Raw genomic sequence first — 19,651 nt, forward strand, 5'->3', positions numbered from 1 at the left:
GTGCCTCACTGCGTACTTATCAGTACAACTGCCGCGGTGACCAGCATATTGATCAGGGTCAGCGGCAAGCAGACTTTCCAGCCAAACGACATCACCTGGTCAAAGCGCGGGCGAGGCAGGGAGGCCCGCAGCAGGATGAAGAACACCATGAAACAGGCGGTCTTCAGGGCAAACCAGATGAAGGGGGGCAGCCAGGGGCCGTGCCAGCCACCGAAGAAGAGGGTCACGATGAGCGAGGAGATCAGCACGATGCCGATATATTCGCCCACGAAGAAGAGACCCCACTTCATCCCCGCATACTCGATGTGATAGCCGTCGGCGAGCTCCTGCTCGGCTTCTGGCTGATCGAACGGGTGACGGTGGGTGACGGCGACACCGGCAAACAGGAAGGTGACAAAGCCCAGGATCTGGGGCACCACGTTCCACAAGTCTGCCTGTGCCTCGACGATATCCCGCAGGTTGAAACTGCCGGTCTGGATCACAATCCCCATGAGCGACAAGCCCAGGAACACCTCGTAGGAGAGGGTCTGGGCCGAGGCGCGCAAGCTGCCGAGCAATGAGTATTTGTTGTTGCTCGACCAGCCGGCGAACAGCACCGCATAGACCGCCAGCCCCGCGATGGCCAGGATGTAGAGCAGCCCCACATTGAGATCCGCCACGCCCCAGGTGGGGGTGATGGGCACCACCGCAAACGCCAGAATAAAGGCAGTGAAGGCGATGATGGGGGCCAGGATAAAGATCCGCCGATCAGCGAACGGCGGGATCCAGTCCTCCTTGAAGAACATCTTGATCATGTCGGCGGCCAGCTGGAGCAGACCAAACGGCCCCACCCGGTTGGGGCCGTAGCGATCTTGCCACAGGGCCAGCAGACGGCGCTCGATGAAGCTCATGAAGGCTCCAGCTCCCACGATCCCCACCAGCACGATCAGTGCCTTGCCCACCTCCAGCAACAGATCGATCAGCGACTCGCTCATGCGATCACCTCCTGCAGGTTAGTGATTGAGGCTTGTTGCAGGGCCGTCGGCAGGCCGTTTACCCCAAGGGGGAGCCCCACCAGACCAGCGCTCAGCTGCTCGCTAAGCCGCAGACGCAGTTGCCAGTGGCTACCGCCCCAGGAGAAGGAGACCTGACTGCCCCCGTGGAGGGCCAGACGCTGCGCATCAAGGGGATTGAGCACCAGCTCGGGTTCGGTCATCCGGGCCTGAATGACCGGGCTGCGAGCGGAGAGCTCCTCGCCGCCAAACAGCTGGGCATAATTGACCACTTGCAGCGCCTCTGCGGCCTTGAAGGGGGCGGGGATGGTGGTGAACCAGCCGAGCAGCGCCTTGCCTTCTGCCTGCGGGTCTGTTGCTTCCAGCAGACGGCGACCCGGATCGCCAGCACGCAGTTTGCCACCCACTTCATCCTGGAACTTGTTCCAGGCGGAGGGAGAGTTCCAGCCCGGCGCCCAGGCGAACGGTACTTGCGGCAGCGGCTGACGGGCTCCGGCATACCCTTCCATGGAGAAGTTGAAGGGGGAGTCGGGATCTTGCGCTACCCGCGGCTCGCTGACGTTCTGATCCGCCAGCATGGAGGTGCGACCGCTGTAACGATGCGGCTCACGGGCCAGTCGCATGCCACGGATCCGCAAGCCTGCGTTGGGCGCTGCTTCCAGCATGGTGGCCAGCAGCGGATGACTGCTGGCGCAAGCGTGGCTGATCTGCTCGAAGTTCTGCCAGCGCAGCGGCTTGCGTTCGATCGCCCCTTGCAGCGCCGCCAGCCAGCGCCACCCTTCACGCACCTGAATATCGGCGTTGTAAAAGGCGGGTGCATAGACCTGGAAGAAGCGCTGGGCGCGCCCTTCCATGTTCACCAGGGTGCCATCGGCTTCGGCAAAACTGGCCGCTGGCAGCACCAGATCAGCCTTGTTGGCGGTCGGGGTCGCCTGATGGTCGATGACCAGCAGGTGCTGCAGCCGTGCCAGCGCAGCATCCACCCGGTTGCGCGGCGCGCGGCGGTAGAGATCGTTCTCCAGGGTGACCAGCGCCAACCCCTCTTCGGCCTCGATACGCGCAAGGGCGGCTTCGAGCGGCTTGTCTGACAAGGTTTGAGCGCCCAGCATGGCCAGACCCAGCGAGTTGGCCTCCTGGCCAACCAGCGCGATGCTGGCTTCCTGTCCAAGGCCTTTCAGGGCGCGGGCAATGTTGCTGGCCGCCTCAAGCAGCGCCACCTCGCGGGCAGTGGAGCCTGCAATGATGAGCGGCTTCCTGGCGTTGCCGAGCAGCTCGGCCCAGCGAGCCGCTTGTGCCTGCTGTTCGGGGCAGAGGTCGGCCACGGCCGGTGCACTCGGGTCGAGCAGGTTGGCGATGGCAAAGCCAAGGCGCGCCTGATCGGCATAGGGGGCGTGCAGCTTGTCGGCCGCCACATCGTCCAGACGGGTGGTGTCGAGGCTGGTGATGAGCAGCGGGTAGCGCTCGTTCTGACCCAGGGTTTGAACGGCGGCGACTTGCCACAGATCGACCTTCATCTTGCGGGCCAGCTCGCGAGCCTTGCCCTTGACGGCTTGGCGCAGCGCCAACGCGATACGGGCTGCGCTCATGGTGACATCCTCGCCGAGCAGCAGAATGGCGTCGGCCTCTTCCATGTCCCGCAGGCTCGGGGTTGGCACGCCGCCCTGTTGCAGGATCTGCAGCATCTTCAGCTGACAGGCCCACTCGGCCTGCTCGACGCCTGCGTAGAAGTTGGCTTCACCCACCAGCTCGCGCAGGGCAAAGTTGCTCTCCAGCGAGGCGCGGGGCGAGCCGATGCCGATGAGGCTGCTAGCGCTGCGCAGGGCATCGGCGGCGCGGTTGAGGGCGCCATCGACTGTGATGGTCAGCTGGTCGTTGCCATCTTTGAGCAGCGGTTGGCGCGGGCGGTCCGCCAGATTGACGTAGCCATAGCCAAAGCGGCCACGGTCACAGAGGAAGTAGTGGTTGACGCTGCCGTGGAAGCGGTTTTCGATGCGGCGCAGCTCGCCATAACGCTCGCCCGGACTGATGTTGCAGCCCACGGAGCATTGCTGGCAGATGCTGGGGGCAAATTGCATGTCCCACTTGCGGTTGTAACGTTCGGAGTGGGTCTTGTCGGTGAAGACGCCGGTGGGGCAGACCTCCACCAGGTTGCCGGAAAATTCACTCTCCAGGGTGCCATCCTCGACCCGCCCAAAATAGACGTTGTCGTGGGCACCATAGACCCCGAGATCCTCGCCACCGGCATAATCCTTGTAGTAACGGACGCAGCGGTAGCAGGCGATGCAGCGGTTCATCTCGTGACCGATGAAGGGGCCCAGCTCCTGATTCTGGTGGGTGCGTTTGGTGAAGCGGTAGCGACGGCTGTTGTGGCCTGTCATCACCGTCATGTCCTGCAGGTGGCAGGCGCCGCCCTCTTCACATACCGGGCAGTCGTGGGGGTGGTTGGTCATCAGCCACTCCACCACGCTCTTGCGAAATTCTTTAGCCTCTTCATCCTCGATGGCGATGTAGCTGCCATCGGTGGCCGGGGTCATGCAGGACATGACCAGACGACCGCGTTTGTCATCGGCATTCTGATACTGTTTGACCGCACACTGGCGGCAGGCACCAACGCTACCCAGCGCCGGATGCCAGCAGAAATAGGGGACGTCCAGACCCAGCGACAGACAGGCTTGCAGCAGGTTATCTGCTCCGTCTACCTCGTACTCTTTGCCGTCTACATAAATGGTTGCCATACAACTTCCCTGAAACCTGTTTTGTGAAATCTGTGGTGTCGTTACCAGCGCTCGCCCAGCAGATTGGGCTGGATCCCTTTGACCGGCTTGCGGTTATCACCGCTGCCCTTGATCCCGGCCTCGAATTCGGAGCGGAAATATTTGATGGCGCTGGCGAGCGGCTCGACGGCGCCCGGTGCGTGGGCGCAGAAGGTCTTGCCCGGGCCAAGGAAACCGCAGAGTTGTTCCAGAGTCGCCAGATCGCCGGATTGCCCTTCGCCACGTTCCAGTGCCCGCAGCAGCTTGACGCTCCAGGGCAGGCCATCGCGACAGGGCGTGCACCAGCCACACGACTCGCGGGCGAAGAACTCCTCCATGTTGCGCAGCAGGGAGACCATGCTGATTGAGTCATCCACCGCCATGGCGAGGCCAGTCCCCATCCGGGTACCTACCTTGCCGATACCGGCGGTATACATCTGGGCATCGAGGTGCTCCGGCAGCAGGAAGCCGGTGCCCGCGCCGCCCGGTTGCCAGGCTTTCAGGCGATAGCCGCTCTTCATCCCGCCGGCGTAATTTTCAAACAGCTCGCGGGCGGTGATGCCAAAGGGCAGCTCCCAGACCCCGGGGTTGTTCACCTTGCCGGAGAAGCCCATCAGCTTGGTGCCGTGATCGTCCGAGCCCGGCAGCGCCAGCCCGTGATACCAGGAGACCCCGTTGCCGATGATGGCGGGGACGTTGCAGAGGGTTTCGACGTTGTTGACGCAGGTGGGTTTGCCCCAGACGCCGGAGACGGCGGGGAAGGGGGGTTTGGCACGCGGGTTGGCGCGGCGCCCTTCCAGCGAATTGATCAACGCCGTCTCTTCACCACAGATGTAGCGGCCGGCGCCGGTGTGGACGAACAGCTCGAAATCAAAACCGGAGCCCAGAATGTTCTTGCCCAGCAGACCGGCGGCCTTGGCCTCTTCCACCGCCCGGCGCAGGTGGATGGCGGCATCAACGTATTCGCCGCGCAGGAAGATATAGCCGCGATAGGCCTTGAGCGCCCGAGCACTGATGATCATCCCCTCGATCAGCAGATGGGGCAGTTGCTCCATCAGCAGGCGATCTTTCCAGGTGTTGGGCTCCATCTCGTCGGCGTTGCAGAGCAGGTAACGGATGTTCATGCTCTCGTCTTTGGGCATCAGCCCCCACTTCACACCCGTGGGGAAGCCCGCGCCGCCACGCCCCTTGAGACCGGCATCCTTGACGGTACTGACAATCTCGTCCGGGCTCATCTGGCCGAGCGCCTTGCGGGCGGCTTCATAGCCCTGTTTGGCCTGATACTCCTCCAGCCACACCGGCTGGCCGTCATCCCGCAGCCGCCAGGTGAGCGGGTGGGTCTCGGGGGCTCGCGGGGTGCGATTGGCGGTGCCAAGAGAGGCGAGGATCTTGTTTTGCGGCAGGCTCATGGGTAAGCCTCCAGGGTTTTCAGCAAGGTCACCGGATCGAGACCGCCATAGGTGTCGTCATCGATCATGATCGCTGGCCCCTTGTCGCAGTTGCCAAGGCAGCAGACCGGCAGCAGGGTGAAGCGGCCATCCGGGGTGGTTTGACCGGGGCCGAGGTTCATCACCTCCTTGAGACCGGCCAGCAGATCTTCATGGCCATTGATGTAGCAGACCATGCTGTCGCAGACGCGGATGATGTGACGCCCTACCGGCTGGCGGAAGATCTGGCTATAGAAGGTGGCAACCCCCTCCACGTCGCTGGCGGGAATGCCGAGCTCGGCCGCGATGGCGTGAATGGCGCCGTCGGGTACCCAGCCTCTGGCCTGCTGCACGATCTTGAGCGCTTCGATGCTGGCGGCGCGGGGATCTTCGTAGTGGTGTTTCTCGTGTTCGATGGCATCGCGTTCAGCCTGGCTCAGAACGAAGTCGTCCTGTTTGCTGCTGCATGCCCCTTGCCCCTGTGGGGTCTGATTATTGTGACACTGACATTGCTGGCTCATGACTTGACCTTTGGTGGCTTGTCCTTTTACTGCTCGTTCGGTGATCCAAATTCCCGGCCATGGCCGGGAGGGCGGATCACTTAACGGTCCACATCCGACATAACGAAATCGATACTGCCCAGATAGACGATGAGGTCCGACACCATGCTGCCCTTGATCACCGAGGGGATCTGCTGCAGGTGAGCAAAGCTCGGGGTGCGGATCCGGGTCCGATAGCTCATGGTGGAGCCGTCACTGGTCAGGTAGTAACTGTTGACCCCCTTGGTCGCCTCAATCATCTGGAACGACTCGGCAGCGGGCATCACCGGGCCCCACGACACTTGCAGGAAGTGGTTGATCAGGGTCTCGATGTGCTGCAGGGTGCGCTCTTTGGGCGGCGGGGTGGTGAGGGGGTGATCCGCCTTGAAGGGGCCCTCCGGCATGTTCTTCATACACTGCTCGATGATCGACATGCTCTGGCGGATCTCCTCGATCCGCACGGTGGCTCTGTCGTAGGCATCGCCATTGCTGCCGACTGGCACTTCAAAGTCGAACTGATCGTAACCGGAGTAGGGGCGCCACTTGCGCACGTCGAAGTTGAGGCCGGTGGCGCGTAATCCGGCCCCCGTGGTGCCCCAGGACAACGCCTGCTCGGTGGTGTAGGCAGAGACGCCTATGGTTCGACCGCGCAGAATGCTGTTGCGCATCGCCGCTTTTTCGTAATCCATCAAGCGCTTGGGCAACCAGCTCAACAGGTTGTCCTGCACCAGCCGCTGCCATCCCTTCGGCAAGTCGTGGGCCACACCGCCGATACGAAACCAGGCCGGGTGCATACGGGCACCGGTGATCGCTTCGATGATGGTGTAGATCTTCTGCCGGTCGGTGAAGGTGAAGAAGACCGGGGTCATGGCCCCTACGTCCTGGATATAGGTCCCGAGGAACAAGAGGTGGCTCTGGATGCGGAACAGCTCCGCCATCATCACCCGGATCATGTCGACCCGCTGCGGCACCTTGATGCCGGCCAGCTTCTCGACTGCCAGCACGTAGGGGAGGTTGTTCATCACCCCGCCCAGATACTCGACCCGGTCGGTATAGGGGATGTAGCTGTGCCAGGACTGACGCTCGCCCATCTTCTCGGCGCCGCGATGGTGGTAGCCGATGTCGGGCACGCAGTTGCGGATCTCCTCGCCATCGAGCTGCAACACCAACCGGAAAGCACCGTGGGCAGAGGGGTGGTTGGGGCCGAGGTTCAAGAACATGTAGTCCTCATTCTCGTTGCCGCGGGCCAGCCCCCACTCTTCCGGTTTGAACAGCAGGTTCTCCTGCTCCATGTCCTGTTTGGCGGCATCGAGCATGAAGGGATCGAATTCGGTGGCGCGCGCCGGGTAATCCTTGCGCAGCGGGTGACCCTGCCAGCTCTTGGGCATCATGATGCGGGTCAGATGGGGGTGACCGTCGAAGGTGATGCCCATCAGATCCCACACTTCCCGCTCGTACCAGTTGGCATTGGGGAAGTGGTTGGTGATGGAGGGCAGATGCAGGTCACTCTCGGCCAGCGCTACTTTCAACATCACATCGGCGTTACGGTCGATGGAGATGAGGTGATAGAAAACGGTGAAGTCGCTCTGGGGCAGACCGTCGCGATGGCTGCGCAGCCGCTCGTCGGTGGCGCTGAGATCAAACAGCATCACAAACGGGGAGGGCACTTTGCGCAAAAAGCCCATCACATCCTGCAGCAGTTCTCGGGGAATCCAGACCACCGGTACGCCGGTACGGGTAGTCTGCACGGTGAAGTGCTCGGCCCCGAAGTGGGCAAACAGTTCGCCAATCACTTTGGCATCCTTGTGGTCGCTGGGCTGCCACTGGGCCATGGCGTAATTGCTGGGAAAATCACGAGTCAGTTTCATGGTCAGATCTCATCCGGCGTGCGCAGGTTGGTCACATTGATCCGTTCGCCGCGCTTGCGCTCTTTTTCGGCCTGCATCTGGGGACGGTAGATCCCCTGATCGCCCACCACCCAGGAGAGGGGGCGGCGTTCTTTGCCGATGGAGTCCTGCAGCAGCATCAGGGCTTGTAAAAAGGCTTCGGGACGGGGCGGGCAACCCGGAATGTAGACGTCGACCGGCAGGAACTTGTCCACCCCCTGCACCACGGAATAGATGTCATACATGCCGCCGGAGTTGGCGCAGGCCCCCATGGAGATCACCCACTTGGGTTCGAGCAACTGTTCATACAGGCGCTGGATGACTGGCGCCATCTTGATGAAGGGGGTCCCTGCAATCACCATGAAGTCGGCCTGACGGGGCGAAGCGCGGATAACTTCGGCGCCGAAGCGGGCCACATCGTGGGGGGAGGTGAAGGCGGTACACATCTCCACATAGCAGCAGGAGATGCCGAAGTTGTAAGGCCAGAGGGAGTTTTTGCGGCCCCAGTTGACTGTGTCTTGCAGCACCTCCTCGAGACGGCCCATCATGATGCCGCGCGTCGCTTCTTGCGCCAGTGGGTCATCGACGGTCTGGCGCTGCTCCTGGGGGTAGCGCTCAACGGGGGCATCCGGGTCAATCCGGGTCAGGGTGTACTTCATGGTGCAACCTCAAGGAAAGGGTCTGTGGTTCAATCACTGTTTTTGTTGTTCGACTGCGGTTTGCGCGGTGACCAGTCCAGTGCGCCGATGCGCCAGAGGTAGATCAGGCCGATAAGCAGCAGTCCGATGAAAATGGTGGCTTCAATAAAGCCGACCCAGCCGCTTTCGCGCACGGAAACGGACCAGGCAAACAGGTAGAGCGCCTCGACGTCGAAGATGACGAAGAACATGGCGACCAGATAGAACTTGGCGGAAAAACGCAGGCGGGCACTGCCGACCGAGTCGACACCAGATTCAAATGGCTTGTTCTTGGTGCGGCCGTAGGCACGACCTCCCAGCAGGGCGGCGAGGCCTATCATCACCAGACAGATGGTGATGGCACCGATGACATAAATGGCAAAAGCCCAATGTTGAGCAGAAATATCAGCAAACATAGAGGTTTTTCCTAACCAAATTAATCAAGCGACTTAACAATAATGTTACGCATTATGACACTTTCGCACTGATTTACATGTCATTTTTACGGGTTAATTATTAATCGGTTAACCGGTAATTAAATTTTGTTAAGAAGCGCACTTTTTTGTTGGTTATGGCGGGCGGGAAAGGCCTGTAAAGCGCAGAGAGCTGCTCCTCGTTATCACCTGAAAGGGGTAAATGCCGCGGGCGAAGCCGGATCAGGTCGGTATCGCGGGCAGGGGGCACTGGTGGGAGAAGAGCGTGATGGCGGGTGAGACAGGGGGGGTGGCAAGAGCAATAAAAAGAGAGGCTTTCAAGCCTCTCCTGTCATCGCGTTCCGGTTTCGAGCGTGGGGCGGTCAGGGTTTATTGGCGACCAACAAGACCTGATCCGGGTAGGCGCCAATGGCGCGAAGACCGATATCTCCCGAGGTGATGTCCAGATACGCCCGCTGACCATTGGCGGAGGTTACCGTGCTGCTCATCAGATAGACATAGCCCTCATTGACCTCTTTACCGCCCCCCGCCATGGCACGCGGGAAAATGGCTTCATTGAGAGAGGGCTTGTAGCAGGCATGCTCGACCAGGGTCGCCAGCTCCTTGATGTCGGGCAGGCGCCACTGGCTGATACCGCCGAAGTGATAGAGAGCATGGCTGCTGTCACTGCGGATCCGCTCCGCCACTTGCAGCCCCTGCTGCCAGTAGTAAACGGTCGGTTCCCCCAGGCAACTGCTGCCACTCCATGTCTGTCCCAGTTTGCAGCGCATCCAGGTGAGGCCGGTGTGTTGATCCGTGACGGTGCCGTTGCCATGGTCAAGAAAACGGGCAGAGGGGGCGGTGCGATCCATGGTGTCATCACAAATGGCAGCACCGTGGGCCAGGGGGGCCAGCAGTGCCAGCATGGCGAACGAAAAGCGATAAAGGCTCATGATATTCCTCGGATTATTGGGGAGTGGCGACCAGTCGTACCTGCATCAGCTCGATATAGGTATCTTGCTGCACCAGTGCGGGATAGGTGGTGCCCGCATCTTCTCCCAGGAGCAGGACTGTGCGTTTGCTGATGGGGCCACCGGAGAAGCGCTGGGCGGTGTTGCTGGTGGCGCTCCAGTAGTAGCCATGGTAGGTGTCATCTTCCGAGGAGGCGATATCCGGGAAGTAACGGGTATCCACGATGATGCGCTGACCCAGCGGGTCCTTGGCCAGGCTGCCGTAGTGCATCAGTGACATCAGCTCACCCATGGTGGGCAGCCGCCACTGGCTGATGCCGCAGCGCTGCTCGCCATTGAGCCACTGCTGATACGCGCGGGTGGTCAGCATGGTGGTCAGCGCCTGTGCTCGGGCGAGGGCCGCCAGATCTCCTTCGGCGGTGAGCTGTTCGATCCTCTTATGAATATGCTGGTAGGCCGCTTGCTGCTCGCCTGCGGTCGCCTTGAACTGCTCATCCTCATAGGCAAAGGGTCTGCTTTTCCAGTCAGGACTCAAGGGATCATCCGATTTGACCTCCCACACCAGACCGGTATTGAGATCCTTGACGCACTGCCAGCTCGGCGCGTTGTCAGGGAGCACCTGACCGCGATCATCGAGCTTGCGATAGGCAAGTTGGGGACGAGTGCGATTCCAGCTGGCATCTTGTCCCGGATAGTCGGCGGGTTCCTGTTCCAGCAGCGGGTCGTTGCCATCGCTGAAGGTGGTGACGCCGGTGACGGTCAGCAGGTTGCGTGGCTGCTGCTGCACCAGCAGGGTCAGCAGCTCTCTTTGGGTCTCTTCGGCAAACTGGCCGTTGCGCTGCCACTCCTGAGCCAATTGCGCCAGCATCAGGCTGATGGCGCGATAGCTGGTGGTGAGCAACTGGGTCTCCTTGGCGGTGGCAAGGCGTGTGCGGGCCTGTTGCTGCAAGCTGATCGCCACCTGCTGCAGCGCCTGATCAAACTGGCCGAGACCTGCGAGGGCCGCGCGGTCGCTGCCCGGTTGCAGCGGCGCGAGATCGGCCAGCAACTGCGTCAGTGCGCGATCGGCGGCCACCCCTTCGGCAATGCGGCTCTGCCACAGGGTACTGAGCAGGGTCGGTTGCAGCCGTTGTGGATCCCCTTTGGCGGCCGGATGTGCCAGTAGCAGGCCTCCGCTCCTCGGTACGAACAGCAGGGGCGAGTTGACGATGTTGGCCGAACGGCTGACCAGGGCCACCGCTCCTTCGCCGCTGACGGCAGGGTCGGCAGGATCACATTGCCAGTTCTGATCCAGATCGGCGCACAGGGTACCTGCGGTTGGCAGGGCGACATCGACCCGGTAGTCCGGGATCGCCAGTGGTGCGTTATCTTCCCCGCCGCCACAGGCGCTGAGCAGGGCTGAGAGGGTTGCAATAACCAGTACGGATGGTTTCACTTCACATTCCTTGATTCGGTCACAGGTTCACGGGGGCGGTAACCCCCGTGGTACAGGATTCAACGGCGCGGGGTGCTCCGGCGCCAGAGGCGGGGCCAGAGGGCCAGCAACAGCAGCAGGGGGGAAGCCGTGCCGCCACCCCCTTCATCCTGCTCAAGGGGAATGATGCCGGTGTTGGGCAGGGCTTCATCCTTGTCGCAGCGGGCGCCGACTTGCTGGGCTACCCGCCAGTTGCGCAACTGACCGGTGTCACCGGCGCTGGTGTCGTTGATCTCCAGCAGCCAGCGGCCAGCGAGCGGTTCGCCGTGCAGCTTATCGAGTGATTCGAACGGTACCAGTTCACGGGGGAACTCCCCCTTGAGCCGGGTATGGCTGGCATAACCCTTGTTCCACAGGCTGATCCGGGTGCCGTAAGGGGAGGTGAGCCAGATCTCCAGCTGCTCCAGCTTGCTGTGCTCCAGATCGAGGGCAACCACGAATCCGCTGTCGATGCGGGCCTTGCTCTCGGGCAGGGTGAGAGTGAAGCGGGACAGGCCGTGCCGTTCATCGCTCACCGCATCCTTGATCTGGCCACCCTGGCCGATGGCCCGCTGCCAGAGCGGTTCACCGATCGGCAGTTGCAGGTCAAGGCGGGTCTGGCGCTCGGTGGGGCTGGGCAGGGTGAGCTGGAACTGCAGCGGCAAGGTGACTGCCTCGCCACAGGTCAGGTTGCTCGCCGCTTCCAGCGGCAGGGTCCAGCGGGCTGTGCCATCGGCGTTGAGCTCTCCCTGCCAGTGATCCTCACCCATGAGCCCCTTGCTCGGGAGCAGGCTGGCGTCAGCCACGGTCAGGGGGCGGCCGCTCTGGTTGGTCAATTCGATGGCGAGGCTCTTTTTCTCCCCGGGCAGCAGGTAGCTGTCATCGGCAAGGCGGGCCGCAATGGGAGTGGGCAGCAGGGCGTGGTGGCGGAAGGCCTGCTCCAGCAGCTTGCCATAACTGCGATCAGGATAGAGGCGGTTGGCGGTATCCACGGTGACCCGCGCCAGCTGGGGCATCCGCACCTGCGGGCCGAGGCCGAAGTGGGATTCAATCAGCAGGGTATCGAACTCGTCACGGGCTACCTCGCCATACTGTTCAACGGCCTGGCGCAGCGCGGTGAAGAGCGGAGTGCCCCACAATTGGTCGCCGTTGCTGCCGTTGATAGTGAGGTGAGCCGGATAGAGGAAGCCCGGATGATAGCGCGCCCGCAGATCGTCGAGCTGACGGGGCGTCCGGCCGCTGATCCTGGCATCCCAGTTGAAGACCATGAAAGGCTCGAACTGGCGAGCCTCTGGACTACGCTGGCGCCAGCTGGCGGCCAGATAGTCGCTAAAGCCCTCGCCGATGGCGCCCCAGTCACCCTCGTCTCCCATGTCGGGCAGGATATGGTGCTGCACCGCATGGCCAAACTCGTGCCAGATCACCATGGGATCTTCCGCATCGGGTACCCCTATCCGGCCAATTTCCAACCGGCGCAGGAAGGGGTCATAGAGAGAGTTGTCCTGCTCCCCGGCATCGGTATCGATGGCCAGGGGGCCGCCCATCAGCGTTGGGTAGCCAAGGGATTCCACATGGCGCTGGGCCAGATCCAGATGGTAGTAGCCATTGATATCGAGGAAGGCGGGCTGCTGGTGATCCAGCTGGAAGCCATCGGCATCAGGGCTGCTAAAGGGGGCAGTTTCCGGCGCCGTGCCATCCACGACCCGGGCGCGTGGGCCATTTAGCTGGTAGGTGTCATCCACCTTTTGTACCGTGAGCGGCACGGTGCGATAGGCCCCGTTGTCCAGCACCAGATCGTGGCGCCACAGCAGGTTGCCATCTTGCAGTTGGGTGCGGGGATCGAGGGCAAAGATGCGGGCCTGCACCGTGGCCGCTTCCCCTGCCAGCGGGGCCGCTTCGGCACGGGTGTTGGCCTCTTGCAGCGTGCGCCCCAGCAGGGCGCTGCCATCGCAGGTGACAAACAGTTGCCAGTGGCTGCTCTTGCTGTTGCCCGGCTGGCTTTCCACCGCCAGCAGGCGCCAGGCCGCAGTCAGGGTGTCGCCATCCTGCCAGTACCAGGGCTGGGCCTCGTCACTGCCGGCGAATTGCCACACAGCGCTATCCAGCGTGGCGGTATAGGCATCCACCCCGGCGCGGCTTGCTTCATCACATGGCGTCGCCTGTGCCTGCATCAGCCGGGTATTGTGATAAAGGCGCCACGGGCGACCCTGCTCATCGAGACTGACGGCGGCCATCAGGCCGGCGATCGGTGCGCCATTGAGCTGCTGACGATAATGCAGATAGTGGCCCAGCTTGCCTTGGCGCTGATAGGCCGGGGCATCACTCAGGGTGACGCCGAGCTGCTGTTCGAGCCAGAGGCGGGGATCGGCCGGGGCGTCCTGTTCGACAAAACGCAGTTCGGCGGCCTGAGTGGAAAAGCCAGCCAGCCCCAGCAAGAGGGCGGGCAACAGGGGTTTCATAGTGGTACTCCCAATCAGCGGCAGGGTCATTGATTGATCCCCGCCAGATGCAACAAGAAGGCAAATTCACGAGCCCGATCGCCACCACCGGCGCGGTGGCCTCCCTCCAGTTCGGTCAGCAGCAGGTAGGGGCCGGAGCCCGTGCTGTGCTCCCGCAGGCGGGCCAGCCACTTGACCGGCTCCCAGTAGGGCACCTGGCTATCGTGCAGGGCGGTAGTGACCAGCAGGGGCGGGTAGGGGGCACGGTGCAGGTTGTCGTAGGGGCTGATGCGGCGCATCGCCTGATATTCTGCGGGCTTGGCCGGGTTGCCCCACTCCTGATACTCCTGACGGGTCAAGGGGAGGGCGGGATCACTCATGGTGCCGAGCATATCGACGAAGGGAACCTGCAACACGGCGCCGCTAAAGAGTGTCGGTTGCTTGTTGAGGGCCGCAGCAACCAGCGTGCCCCCCGCGCTGCCCCCCATGGCAAACAGGGGCAGAGGGGCGGCGTCGGGCGACCAGTGGCGCAGGGTGTTGCCGGCAGCGATAAAGTCGCTGATGCCGTTCTGCTTGTTGATGCCCCGCCCGTCGCGGGTCCACTGCTCCCCCAGCATGCCGCCGCCGCGCACATGGGCGATGGCGTAGACAAAGCCCCGATCCAGCAGGCTCAACAGCTCTTTCTGGTAGTAGGGGCGCATCGGCGTGCCATAGGCGCCATAGCCATAGAGCAGTACAGCGCGAGGGGCCAGATCCTTGCGCCACACCAGCGAGACAGGCACCCGGGTGCCATCGGCAGAGGTGATCCAGCGCCGCTCGCTCTGATAGGGCAATGCTTTATTGCCTGCGGTGTGCTGGTCGTTGATCCAGTGGCCGCTGGTCAAATCCAGCCAGCGCTGGCCGGGGGGCTGGCTCAAGCCCTGACTGCGCACCAGAATGCGTTCGCTGGCCGGGTCATGTTCTCCTTGCAGCCAGCCGGTACCGGCGCCACTGGCCAGCGGCAGGCGCTGGCGTTCATGGCCGTTGCGATCGAGCAGGGCGAGCCAATCCTCCCCCTGCTGGCGAAACTGCACCACCAGATGGCGATCAAACAGCCGCCACTTCTCGGGATCGCCGAGATCCTCCCCTTTGGCGGGCCACAGGCGCTGCCACTCACCGAGCGGCGTGCTGGCTGAGTAGAGGGCAAATGCCCCCTCCCGGTTGCTCTTGATCACCCAGCCGGATTGACTGTCCAGATAGTATTCCACCCCGCGCTGGCGGGGTTTGACCTGCTGCGGCTTGCCCGAGTCGAGCAGGTACTGCTCCGAGCTGTCGTGGTTGTTGCCCTGCAACACCAGATGTTGGCCATCCGTGGTGCGATAGAGGCTGAGCAGCCAGGCGGGATCCTGCTCCTCATAGAGAGTCTGCTCCTGGCCATCCTGCCAGCCGCGCAGCTGCCAGGGGCGCAGGGTGTAGCGCTCGTTGGCGATGGTGTAGAGGGTGCGACCATCTTGTGACCAAGCGAGATCAGCGCTGCGCTGCGCCAAACTGGCCAGCACCTTGCCGCTCTGGAGATCGAGCAGGGTGACCTGATAGTCGAGAGCGCCGCGCCTGTCTTCGGCGATGGCCAGCGTGCGGTTATCCGGGCTCAGGGCCCAGCCGCCCGCTTCGTAATAGCCCTCACCCGCTCTGGCGGGAAGCCGCTGCTGCACCTTGCCCCCGTGGCGTTGCCAGAGTGAGCCATCCGGGCGCAGCTGCCATGCCTGATCGCCGCGCACAAGCCAGTTGTCTGGCACGGGTTCACCCGCCGGATGACGGGCAAACTCGGCGCGCAAGGTTGCTTCCAGCGGCTGCTGCGCGGCGAGCTGCTGCTCGCTCCAGCGATTTTGCTGCTTGAGCAGGGCGAGAATGGCCGTGTTGCTACGGCTCTCGTCCCGCAACCAGAAGTAGGGATCCTGGCGTACGGGATTGCCTGAAATCAGGTGCGATTGGGACGGGATCGGCGGTGGCAGGGCCTCTTGCGCCCACGCCAACGGGGCGGCCAACAGGGCCGCCATGATTGCATGATGTTTCATCACATCCCCACGAAACGGTAGCTGAGGCTGGCTGACAGGTAGCGGCCGCTCTGGCTGTAGAGGGAGGTATCGCTGCCAGCCGGAAGTCCGGCCACATCCTGATAGCGGACGTAGCGGGTATCGAGCAGGTTGCCGATGGTGGCATTGACCTTGAGCGCCTCGGTGATCTGCCAGTCGCCGGTGAGGTCCAGGCTGAACCAGCCTGCGCTGCTCTGGCAGGCACCGTTGTAGCCAGTCTGCGCATTGGCGCACTGGGGCACCTTGGTCATGGCGGCGGCATAGTTGCCACTGAGCTCAACCCCCCAGTCGAGCTGTTGCCAGCGCAGGGTGGTGTTGCCTTCCAGCGGTGTCTGGGTTCGCAGCGGCTCACCGCGGTGATCCTTGCCATCCATCCAGGCCAGATTGGTCGAAAGCTCCCACTCGTCGCTCAGCCAGAGGCTGGCGGCCAGCTCGGCGCCCCAGGTTTCTGCTTTGGCGACGTTGCGATACTGGCGCAGGAAGACACCGTCATCGAGGCGAAAACCGGTCTGGCGCCAGTCGATGAAGTTGTAGTAGCGGTTGTAGAAAACGGCCGGTTTGACGCTCCAGTTGTCGCTTTGGCCATTCACTCCCCACTCCAGACTGTGGCTGGTCTCCTCCTTGAGGTTGGGGTTGGCAATGATCTCGAATGGCGGCATGGCAAAGTAGTGGGGAATGTTGCCGTAAACCTGATCGTAAGCGGGGGCGCGGAAGCCGTTGGCATAGCTGAGCCAGCTGCGCCATGTTTCGTTGAAGCGGTAACTGGCCGCCACACTGGGGGAGATGTGATCGCTGTGGTTCTCGGCCATATTGCTGTCCGGTGCGCGCAGGCGCTGGCGGTCAAAGCGCAGGGTCGGGGTAAACTGCCAGTTGCCCAGATCGATCACATCGCTCAGCCAGATACCATCGCGGCGGGTCTCGGCCTTGCTGAAGGGGGCTTTCTGTCCCTGGGTGGTGATGCCATCTTCCAGGGTCAGATTGCTGACCGGCCGCTCGTGGTTGGCCTGCTCCACTTCCACACCGTAGCTGAAGGTGTGATCCAGCGAGCCGGTGCTCAGCTTGCTCTGCAGCTCCAGCTCACTGCCAAGGCGCAGCTCCTCGAAGGTGGAGAGGGTGCGCTGGCTGCGATATCTGGGATAGCCGCTCAGGGCATCGTTGCGCAGCAACTGGCGCTGGTTGGCTTCGTTGCGTGACTGGTTGCCAAACAAGCTCCAGTTGAGGGTATCGATCATGCCCAGATCGTTGGCCTCCCAGCTGAACTTGCCGCCCTGGGTGCGCTGATCGCCATCTTCCTGAAAACCGACCACGTCCCAGCTGCCATCGGGTTGGGGCACCGCTTTGGGCCCCATCTGGCGTTTGGCGTGATCCTCGTAGTAGTCCAGCTCCAGCCGCAGAGCGTGATGGGCATTGAGGGGGAGGCGGCTGCTGGTGGAGGCACTCATGCCATCCAGATCAGCCGGAATACGGTTCTCCTCAAAGTTGGCGGTTTCGTTGCCGCGCCAGCCGGAGAGACGCAACAGATGTTCGCTCTCCAGTGCCCGTACCGCGCCGGTCATGCTGAGCTTCTTCTTGTTGCTGTCGCCACCGTAGAGGGTTTTGGCCGCCAGATAGCTATCTTGCTGTTGCAGATAATCTTCCGGCTGCTTGGTATTCATCACCACGGTGCCGCCGATGGCATCGGAGCCATGCAGGGAGGAGCCGGCCCCCTTGGCCACCTCAATCTGCTTGATGTCATCAAGGTCGAAGTTGAAGCGACCCACCTTGTCATTGATGTTGTCGGCGCCAAAACCATCGCTGACGCGCACCCCATCCTTGATCAGCAGGATACGGTTGCCACCGATGCCGCGCACGCTGATGTTTTGCGGTCGCCCGGCAGAGCCGGTGACCGAGACACCGGGGATCTTGCGAAACACATGAGTCAGCTCGCTGGCGACCTGACGGTCCAGCTCTTCCTGGGTGATGACGGTGATGGAGCCGGAAACATCGGAGAGTTTCTGTTGTACCCGTTGCCCGGTGACAATGATGGTGTCGTCGCTGCGAGCCTTCTCCACAGGGGGAAGATCGGCCGCGCCAGCGGAGGCACACAGGAGTGCCGGCCATGCCTGAAGCAGTTTGTTCATAATGATAATTGTTTTTATTTAAGCCTGAGGGGCGGCATTATTGCAGAGGCCTGACCACTTGACAATAAATGGCAATCATTATCATTAAGATCTTATGGTATTGATATTATTGAGTTATTTGTTTTTAAAAAGAGACTCCCGCGCGAAGCGGGAGCGGGGGGATCAGGGCTTGAGCAGTTGCAGCGACTCTTCTGCGGCCTTGCCTTGAGAGAGGGTGATATCGACCCGGCGGTTCGCCTGGCGATGTTCGGGGGTGTCATTGGCAAAGCGGGGTTGGGTGTCGGCAACCCCCTGAGCGATGACTCGTCTGGCATCCAGCTGGGGGTTGGTCAGCATGGTCTGTACGATGGAAGAGGCCCGCAGCACCGAGAGCTCCCAGTTGTTGCGATAGAGCTCCACCGGCGCTTGGGAGTTGTCGGTATGACCGGTGACCACTACCTGCCCCGGGATGTTGGCCAAAATGCCGGCGATCTTGTTGACCAGCGGGATGAACTGGGGCTGCAGGAACGCCGAATCAGAGGGGAATAGCGCCTTCTCGCCGATGCGGATCACCAGCTGGCTGCCAAGCTGCTCGACCTCGAGATCCTTCGATTCGATCTGGGCCTTTAGCTGCTGCTCCAGCTTCTGCTTGGTCACCTGCACCCACTCCTGCTCCTGGGTCTTGTGGGGCCAGGCTTCGGTGGCGCTCGGTTTTTCTGAGGCACCTATGGTCTCGTTGAAGGGGTCCGATGCCGCCATGGGGGCATCTTTCTCCAGTACAGTCTCTTCTTTCGGGCTGCTCGGCGTGGTCTTCGATTCCGGTTCGAGAATCCCTGTGCCCCCCTGCATCAAAGGTGAGCCGGCAGGCGGGGAGATGAGGCCGATTTTACCCAGCGACTCGATAAAGCCCTGGATAAGCACCCGGGTTTCGGACTGCTTGGCCATGGCAAAGGAGTAGAGCACCACAAACAGGGCGAACAGCAGGGTCATGAAATCGGCATAGGAGACCAGCCAGCGTTCATGGTTCTCCGGTGCTTCAGCCTTTTTCTTTTTGGCCACCGTGACCTCCCAGATAAGGTTCGAGGGTAACTTGCAGGCGCGCTTGGGATTCGCCATCCACGATGCAGAGAATGCCGGTCAGGGTCATCTCCTTGTAGTGGCGGATCTGGTGGGCAAACCCCTTGTAGCGGTTGCCGAACGGCAAGAAGATCAGGTTGGCTGCGGATACCCCGTAGATGGTGGCGATAAAGGCCACCGCGATGGCGCCGCCCAGCTTGTCGGGGGCATCCAGCAGACCCATGGCGTGGATCAGGCCAAATACCGCCCCGACGATCCCCATGGTCGGGCAGTAGCCGCCCATGGCTTCATAGAATTTGACCGTCTGTTCGAGATCTTCCTGTTCAAATTCGATCTCGTTCTCCAGCACCTCATGGATTTTGGCCTTCTCGTAGCCATCGACCATCATCTGCACCCCTTTCTTCAGGAAGGGATCCTTGATCTCCTCGATCATCCCTTCCAGCGCCAGCATACCGCTGCGGCGGGCGTTGCCTGCCAGGGTCTCCAGCAACTGGGCCTGTTCCAGCAGGTCGAGTTTGAGGGGAGAGAGCAGCCATTTGAAACGCCTCATGGTGCTGCCGACAACGGAGAAGGGGAACTGGGTCAGCGCAGCACCTATGGTGCCACCTATCACAATCAGAAATGCGGGCAGATCGAGCAGTGCACTGGGATGACCACCCTCGATCATGTTGCCGCCAAGGATGGCGATCAACGCCAGTACCAAGCCAATCAAGCTCATTTTTTACACGTCCCTGCATGTTGATAATGGCTAGTGTAGCTACTTAAGTATCAGTTTTTCAAAATGAAATCCAATCGCTGAGCAATTAATGGGCGCTGGGTAACGTCCATAAAAGAAGGCGTATTGCGGCCATAAG

The 19,651-nt window shown here is 61.8% G+C and carries 14 protein-coding genes; all 14 read right to left on the minus strand.

The window, feature by feature from the left end; genetic code table 11:
• Window positions 1-5: 5 nt before the first annotated feature.
• Complete coding sequence (gene nuoH / locus ACTG20_RS10650; protein WP_005337244.1) at window positions 6-974, minus strand: NADH-quinone oxidoreductase subunit NuoH; 969 nt, start codon at window positions 972-974, stop codon at window positions 6-8.
• Window positions 971-3,727: an NADH-quinone oxidoreductase subunit NuoG gene (gene nuoG / locus ACTG20_RS10655; protein WP_194496081.1), complete on the minus strand. Its 2,757-nt coding sequence runs from the start codon at window positions 3,725-3,727 to the stop codon at window positions 971-973. Before nuoG ends, nuoH begins: the two co-directional genes overlap by 4 nt.
• Window positions 3,728-3,768: 41 nt before the next feature.
• Window positions 3,769-5,154, minus strand: coding sequence for an NADH-quinone oxidoreductase subunit NuoF (nuoF, locus tag ACTG20_RS10660; protein WP_194496082.1), 1,386 nt, complete (start codon window positions 5,152-5,154; stop codon window positions 3,769-3,771).
• A complete protein-coding gene (nuoE, locus tag ACTG20_RS10665) occupies window positions 5,151-5,693 on the minus strand; it encodes an NADH-quinone oxidoreductase subunit NuoE (RefSeq protein WP_005337236.1) in 543 nt (180 codons plus the stop codon). Before nuoE ends, nuoF begins: the two co-directional genes overlap by 4 nt.
• An 80-nt stretch (window positions 5,694-5,773) precedes the next feature.
• Entirely contained in the window at window positions 5,774-7,579 is a 1,806-nt protein-coding gene (gene nuoC / locus ACTG20_RS10670; RefSeq protein WP_201941804.1) for an NADH-quinone oxidoreductase subunit C/D, read from the minus strand.
• 2 nt (window positions 7,580-7,581) lie between these two features.
• Window positions 7,582-8,256 (minus strand): NuoB/complex I 20 kDa subunit family protein, encoded by a 675-nt coding sequence (locus tag ACTG20_RS10675; RefSeq protein ID WP_005344917.1) that lies wholly within the window; start codon window positions 8,254-8,256, stop codon window positions 7,582-7,584.
• Window positions 8,257-8,285: 29 nt separating this feature from the next.
• The gene (locus ACTG20_RS10680; protein ID WP_194496084.1) at window positions 8,286-8,690 is read right to left on the minus strand and encodes an NADH-quinone oxidoreductase subunit A; all 405 of its coding nucleotides are present in this window, start codon (window positions 8,688-8,690) and stop codon (window positions 8,286-8,288) included.
• Between the two features lie 380 nt (window positions 8,691-9,070).
• A complete protein-coding gene (locus tag ACTG20_RS10685; protein ID WP_021231425.1) occupies window positions 9,071-9,640 on the minus strand; it encodes a DUF1566 domain-containing protein in 570 nt (189 codons plus the stop codon).
• A 13-nt stretch (window positions 9,641-9,653) separates the two neighbouring features.
• Window positions 9,654-11,093: a DUF1566 domain-containing protein gene (locus tag ACTG20_RS10690; protein ID WP_194496085.1), complete on the minus strand. Its 1,440-nt coding sequence runs from the start codon at window positions 11,091-11,093 to the stop codon at window positions 9,654-9,656.
• 59 nt (window positions 11,094-11,152) lie between these two features.
• Complete coding sequence (locus tag ACTG20_RS10695; protein ID WP_194496086.1) at window positions 11,153-13,600, minus strand: proprotein convertase P-domain-containing protein; 2,448 nt, start codon at window positions 13,598-13,600, stop codon at window positions 11,153-11,155.
• Window positions 13,597-15,603 carry a prolyl oligopeptidase family serine peptidase gene (locus ACTG20_RS10700; protein WP_194496087.1) on the minus strand — a complete coding sequence of 669 codons (2,007 nt, stop codon included), beginning with the start codon at window positions 15,601-15,603 and terminating at the stop codon, window positions 13,597-13,599. Before ACTG20_RS10700 ends, ACTG20_RS10695 begins: the two co-directional genes overlap by 4 nt.
• Complete coding sequence (locus ACTG20_RS10705; RefSeq protein ID WP_194496088.1) at window positions 15,603-17,741, minus strand: TonB-dependent hemoglobin/transferrin/lactoferrin family receptor; 2,139 nt, start codon at window positions 17,739-17,741, stop codon at window positions 15,603-15,605. The genes ACTG20_RS10700 and ACTG20_RS10705 overlap by 1 nt, the downstream gene beginning before the upstream one ends.
• A gap of 162 nt (window positions 17,742-17,903) precedes the next feature.
• Window positions 17,904-18,779 carry a flagellar motor protein MotB gene (locus tag ACTG20_RS10710; protein ID WP_194496089.1) on the minus strand — a complete coding sequence of 292 codons (876 nt, stop codon included), beginning with the start codon at window positions 18,777-18,779 and terminating at the stop codon, window positions 17,904-17,906.
• Entirely contained in the window at window positions 18,757-19,515 is a 759-nt protein-coding gene (locus ACTG20_RS10715; protein WP_005351127.1) for a flagellar motor protein, read from the minus strand. The genes ACTG20_RS10710 and ACTG20_RS10715 overlap by 23 nt, the downstream gene beginning before the upstream one ends.
• Window positions 19,516-19,651 lie beyond the last annotated feature (136 nt).

This window comes from Aeromonas sp. 84A, from assembly GCF_051919345.1.
Classification (GTDB): Bacteria; Pseudomonadota; Gammaproteobacteria; order Enterobacterales; family Aeromonadaceae; genus Aeromonas; species Aeromonas veronii.

Bases quoted from the DNA above. Each gene is read 5' to 3' on its own strand.
- nuoH (WP_005337244.1), bottom strand. From the start codon at position 974: ATGAGCGAGTCGCTGATCGATCTGTTGCTGGAGGTGGGCAAGGCACTG.
- nuoG (WP_194496081.1), bottom strand. From the start codon at position 3,727: ATGGCAACCATTTATGTAGACGGCAAAGAGTACGAGGTAGACGGAGCA.
- nuoF (WP_194496082.1), bottom strand. From the start codon at position 5,154: ATGAGCCTGCCGCAAAACAAGATCCTCGCCTCTCTTGGCACCGCCAAT.
- nuoE (WP_005337236.1), bottom strand. From the start codon at position 5,693: ATGAGCCAGCAATGTCAGTGTCACAATAATCAGACCCCACAGGGGCAA.
- nuoC (WP_201941804.1), bottom strand. From the start codon at position 7,579: ATGAAACTGACTCGTGATTTTCCCAGCAATTACGCCATGGCCCAGTGG.
- ACTG20_RS10675 (WP_005344917.1), bottom strand. From the start codon at position 8,256: ATGAAGTACACCCTGACCCGGATTGACCCGGATGCCCCCGTTGAGCGC.
- ACTG20_RS10680 (WP_194496084.1), bottom strand. From the start codon at position 8,690: ATGTTTGCTGATATTTCTGCTCAACATTGGGCTTTTGCCATTTATGTC.
- ACTG20_RS10685 (WP_021231425.1), bottom strand. From the start codon at position 9,640: ATGAGCCTTTATCGCTTTTCGTTCGCCATGCTGGCACTGCTGGCCCCC.
- ACTG20_RS10695 (WP_194496086.1), bottom strand. From the start codon at position 13,600: ATGACCCTGCCGCTGATTGGGAGTACCACTATGAAACCCCTGTTGCCC.
- ACTG20_RS10700 (WP_194496087.1), bottom strand. From the start codon at position 15,603: ATGAAACATCATGCAATCATGGCGGCCCTGTTGGCCGCCCCGTTGGCG.
- ACTG20_RS10705 (WP_194496088.1), bottom strand. From the start codon at position 17,741: ATGAACAAACTGCTTCAGGCATGGCCGGCACTCCTGTGTGCCTCCGCT.
- ACTG20_RS10715 (WP_005351127.1), bottom strand. From the start codon at position 19,515: ATGAGCTTGATTGGCTTGGTACTGGCGTTGATCGCCATCCTTGGCGGC.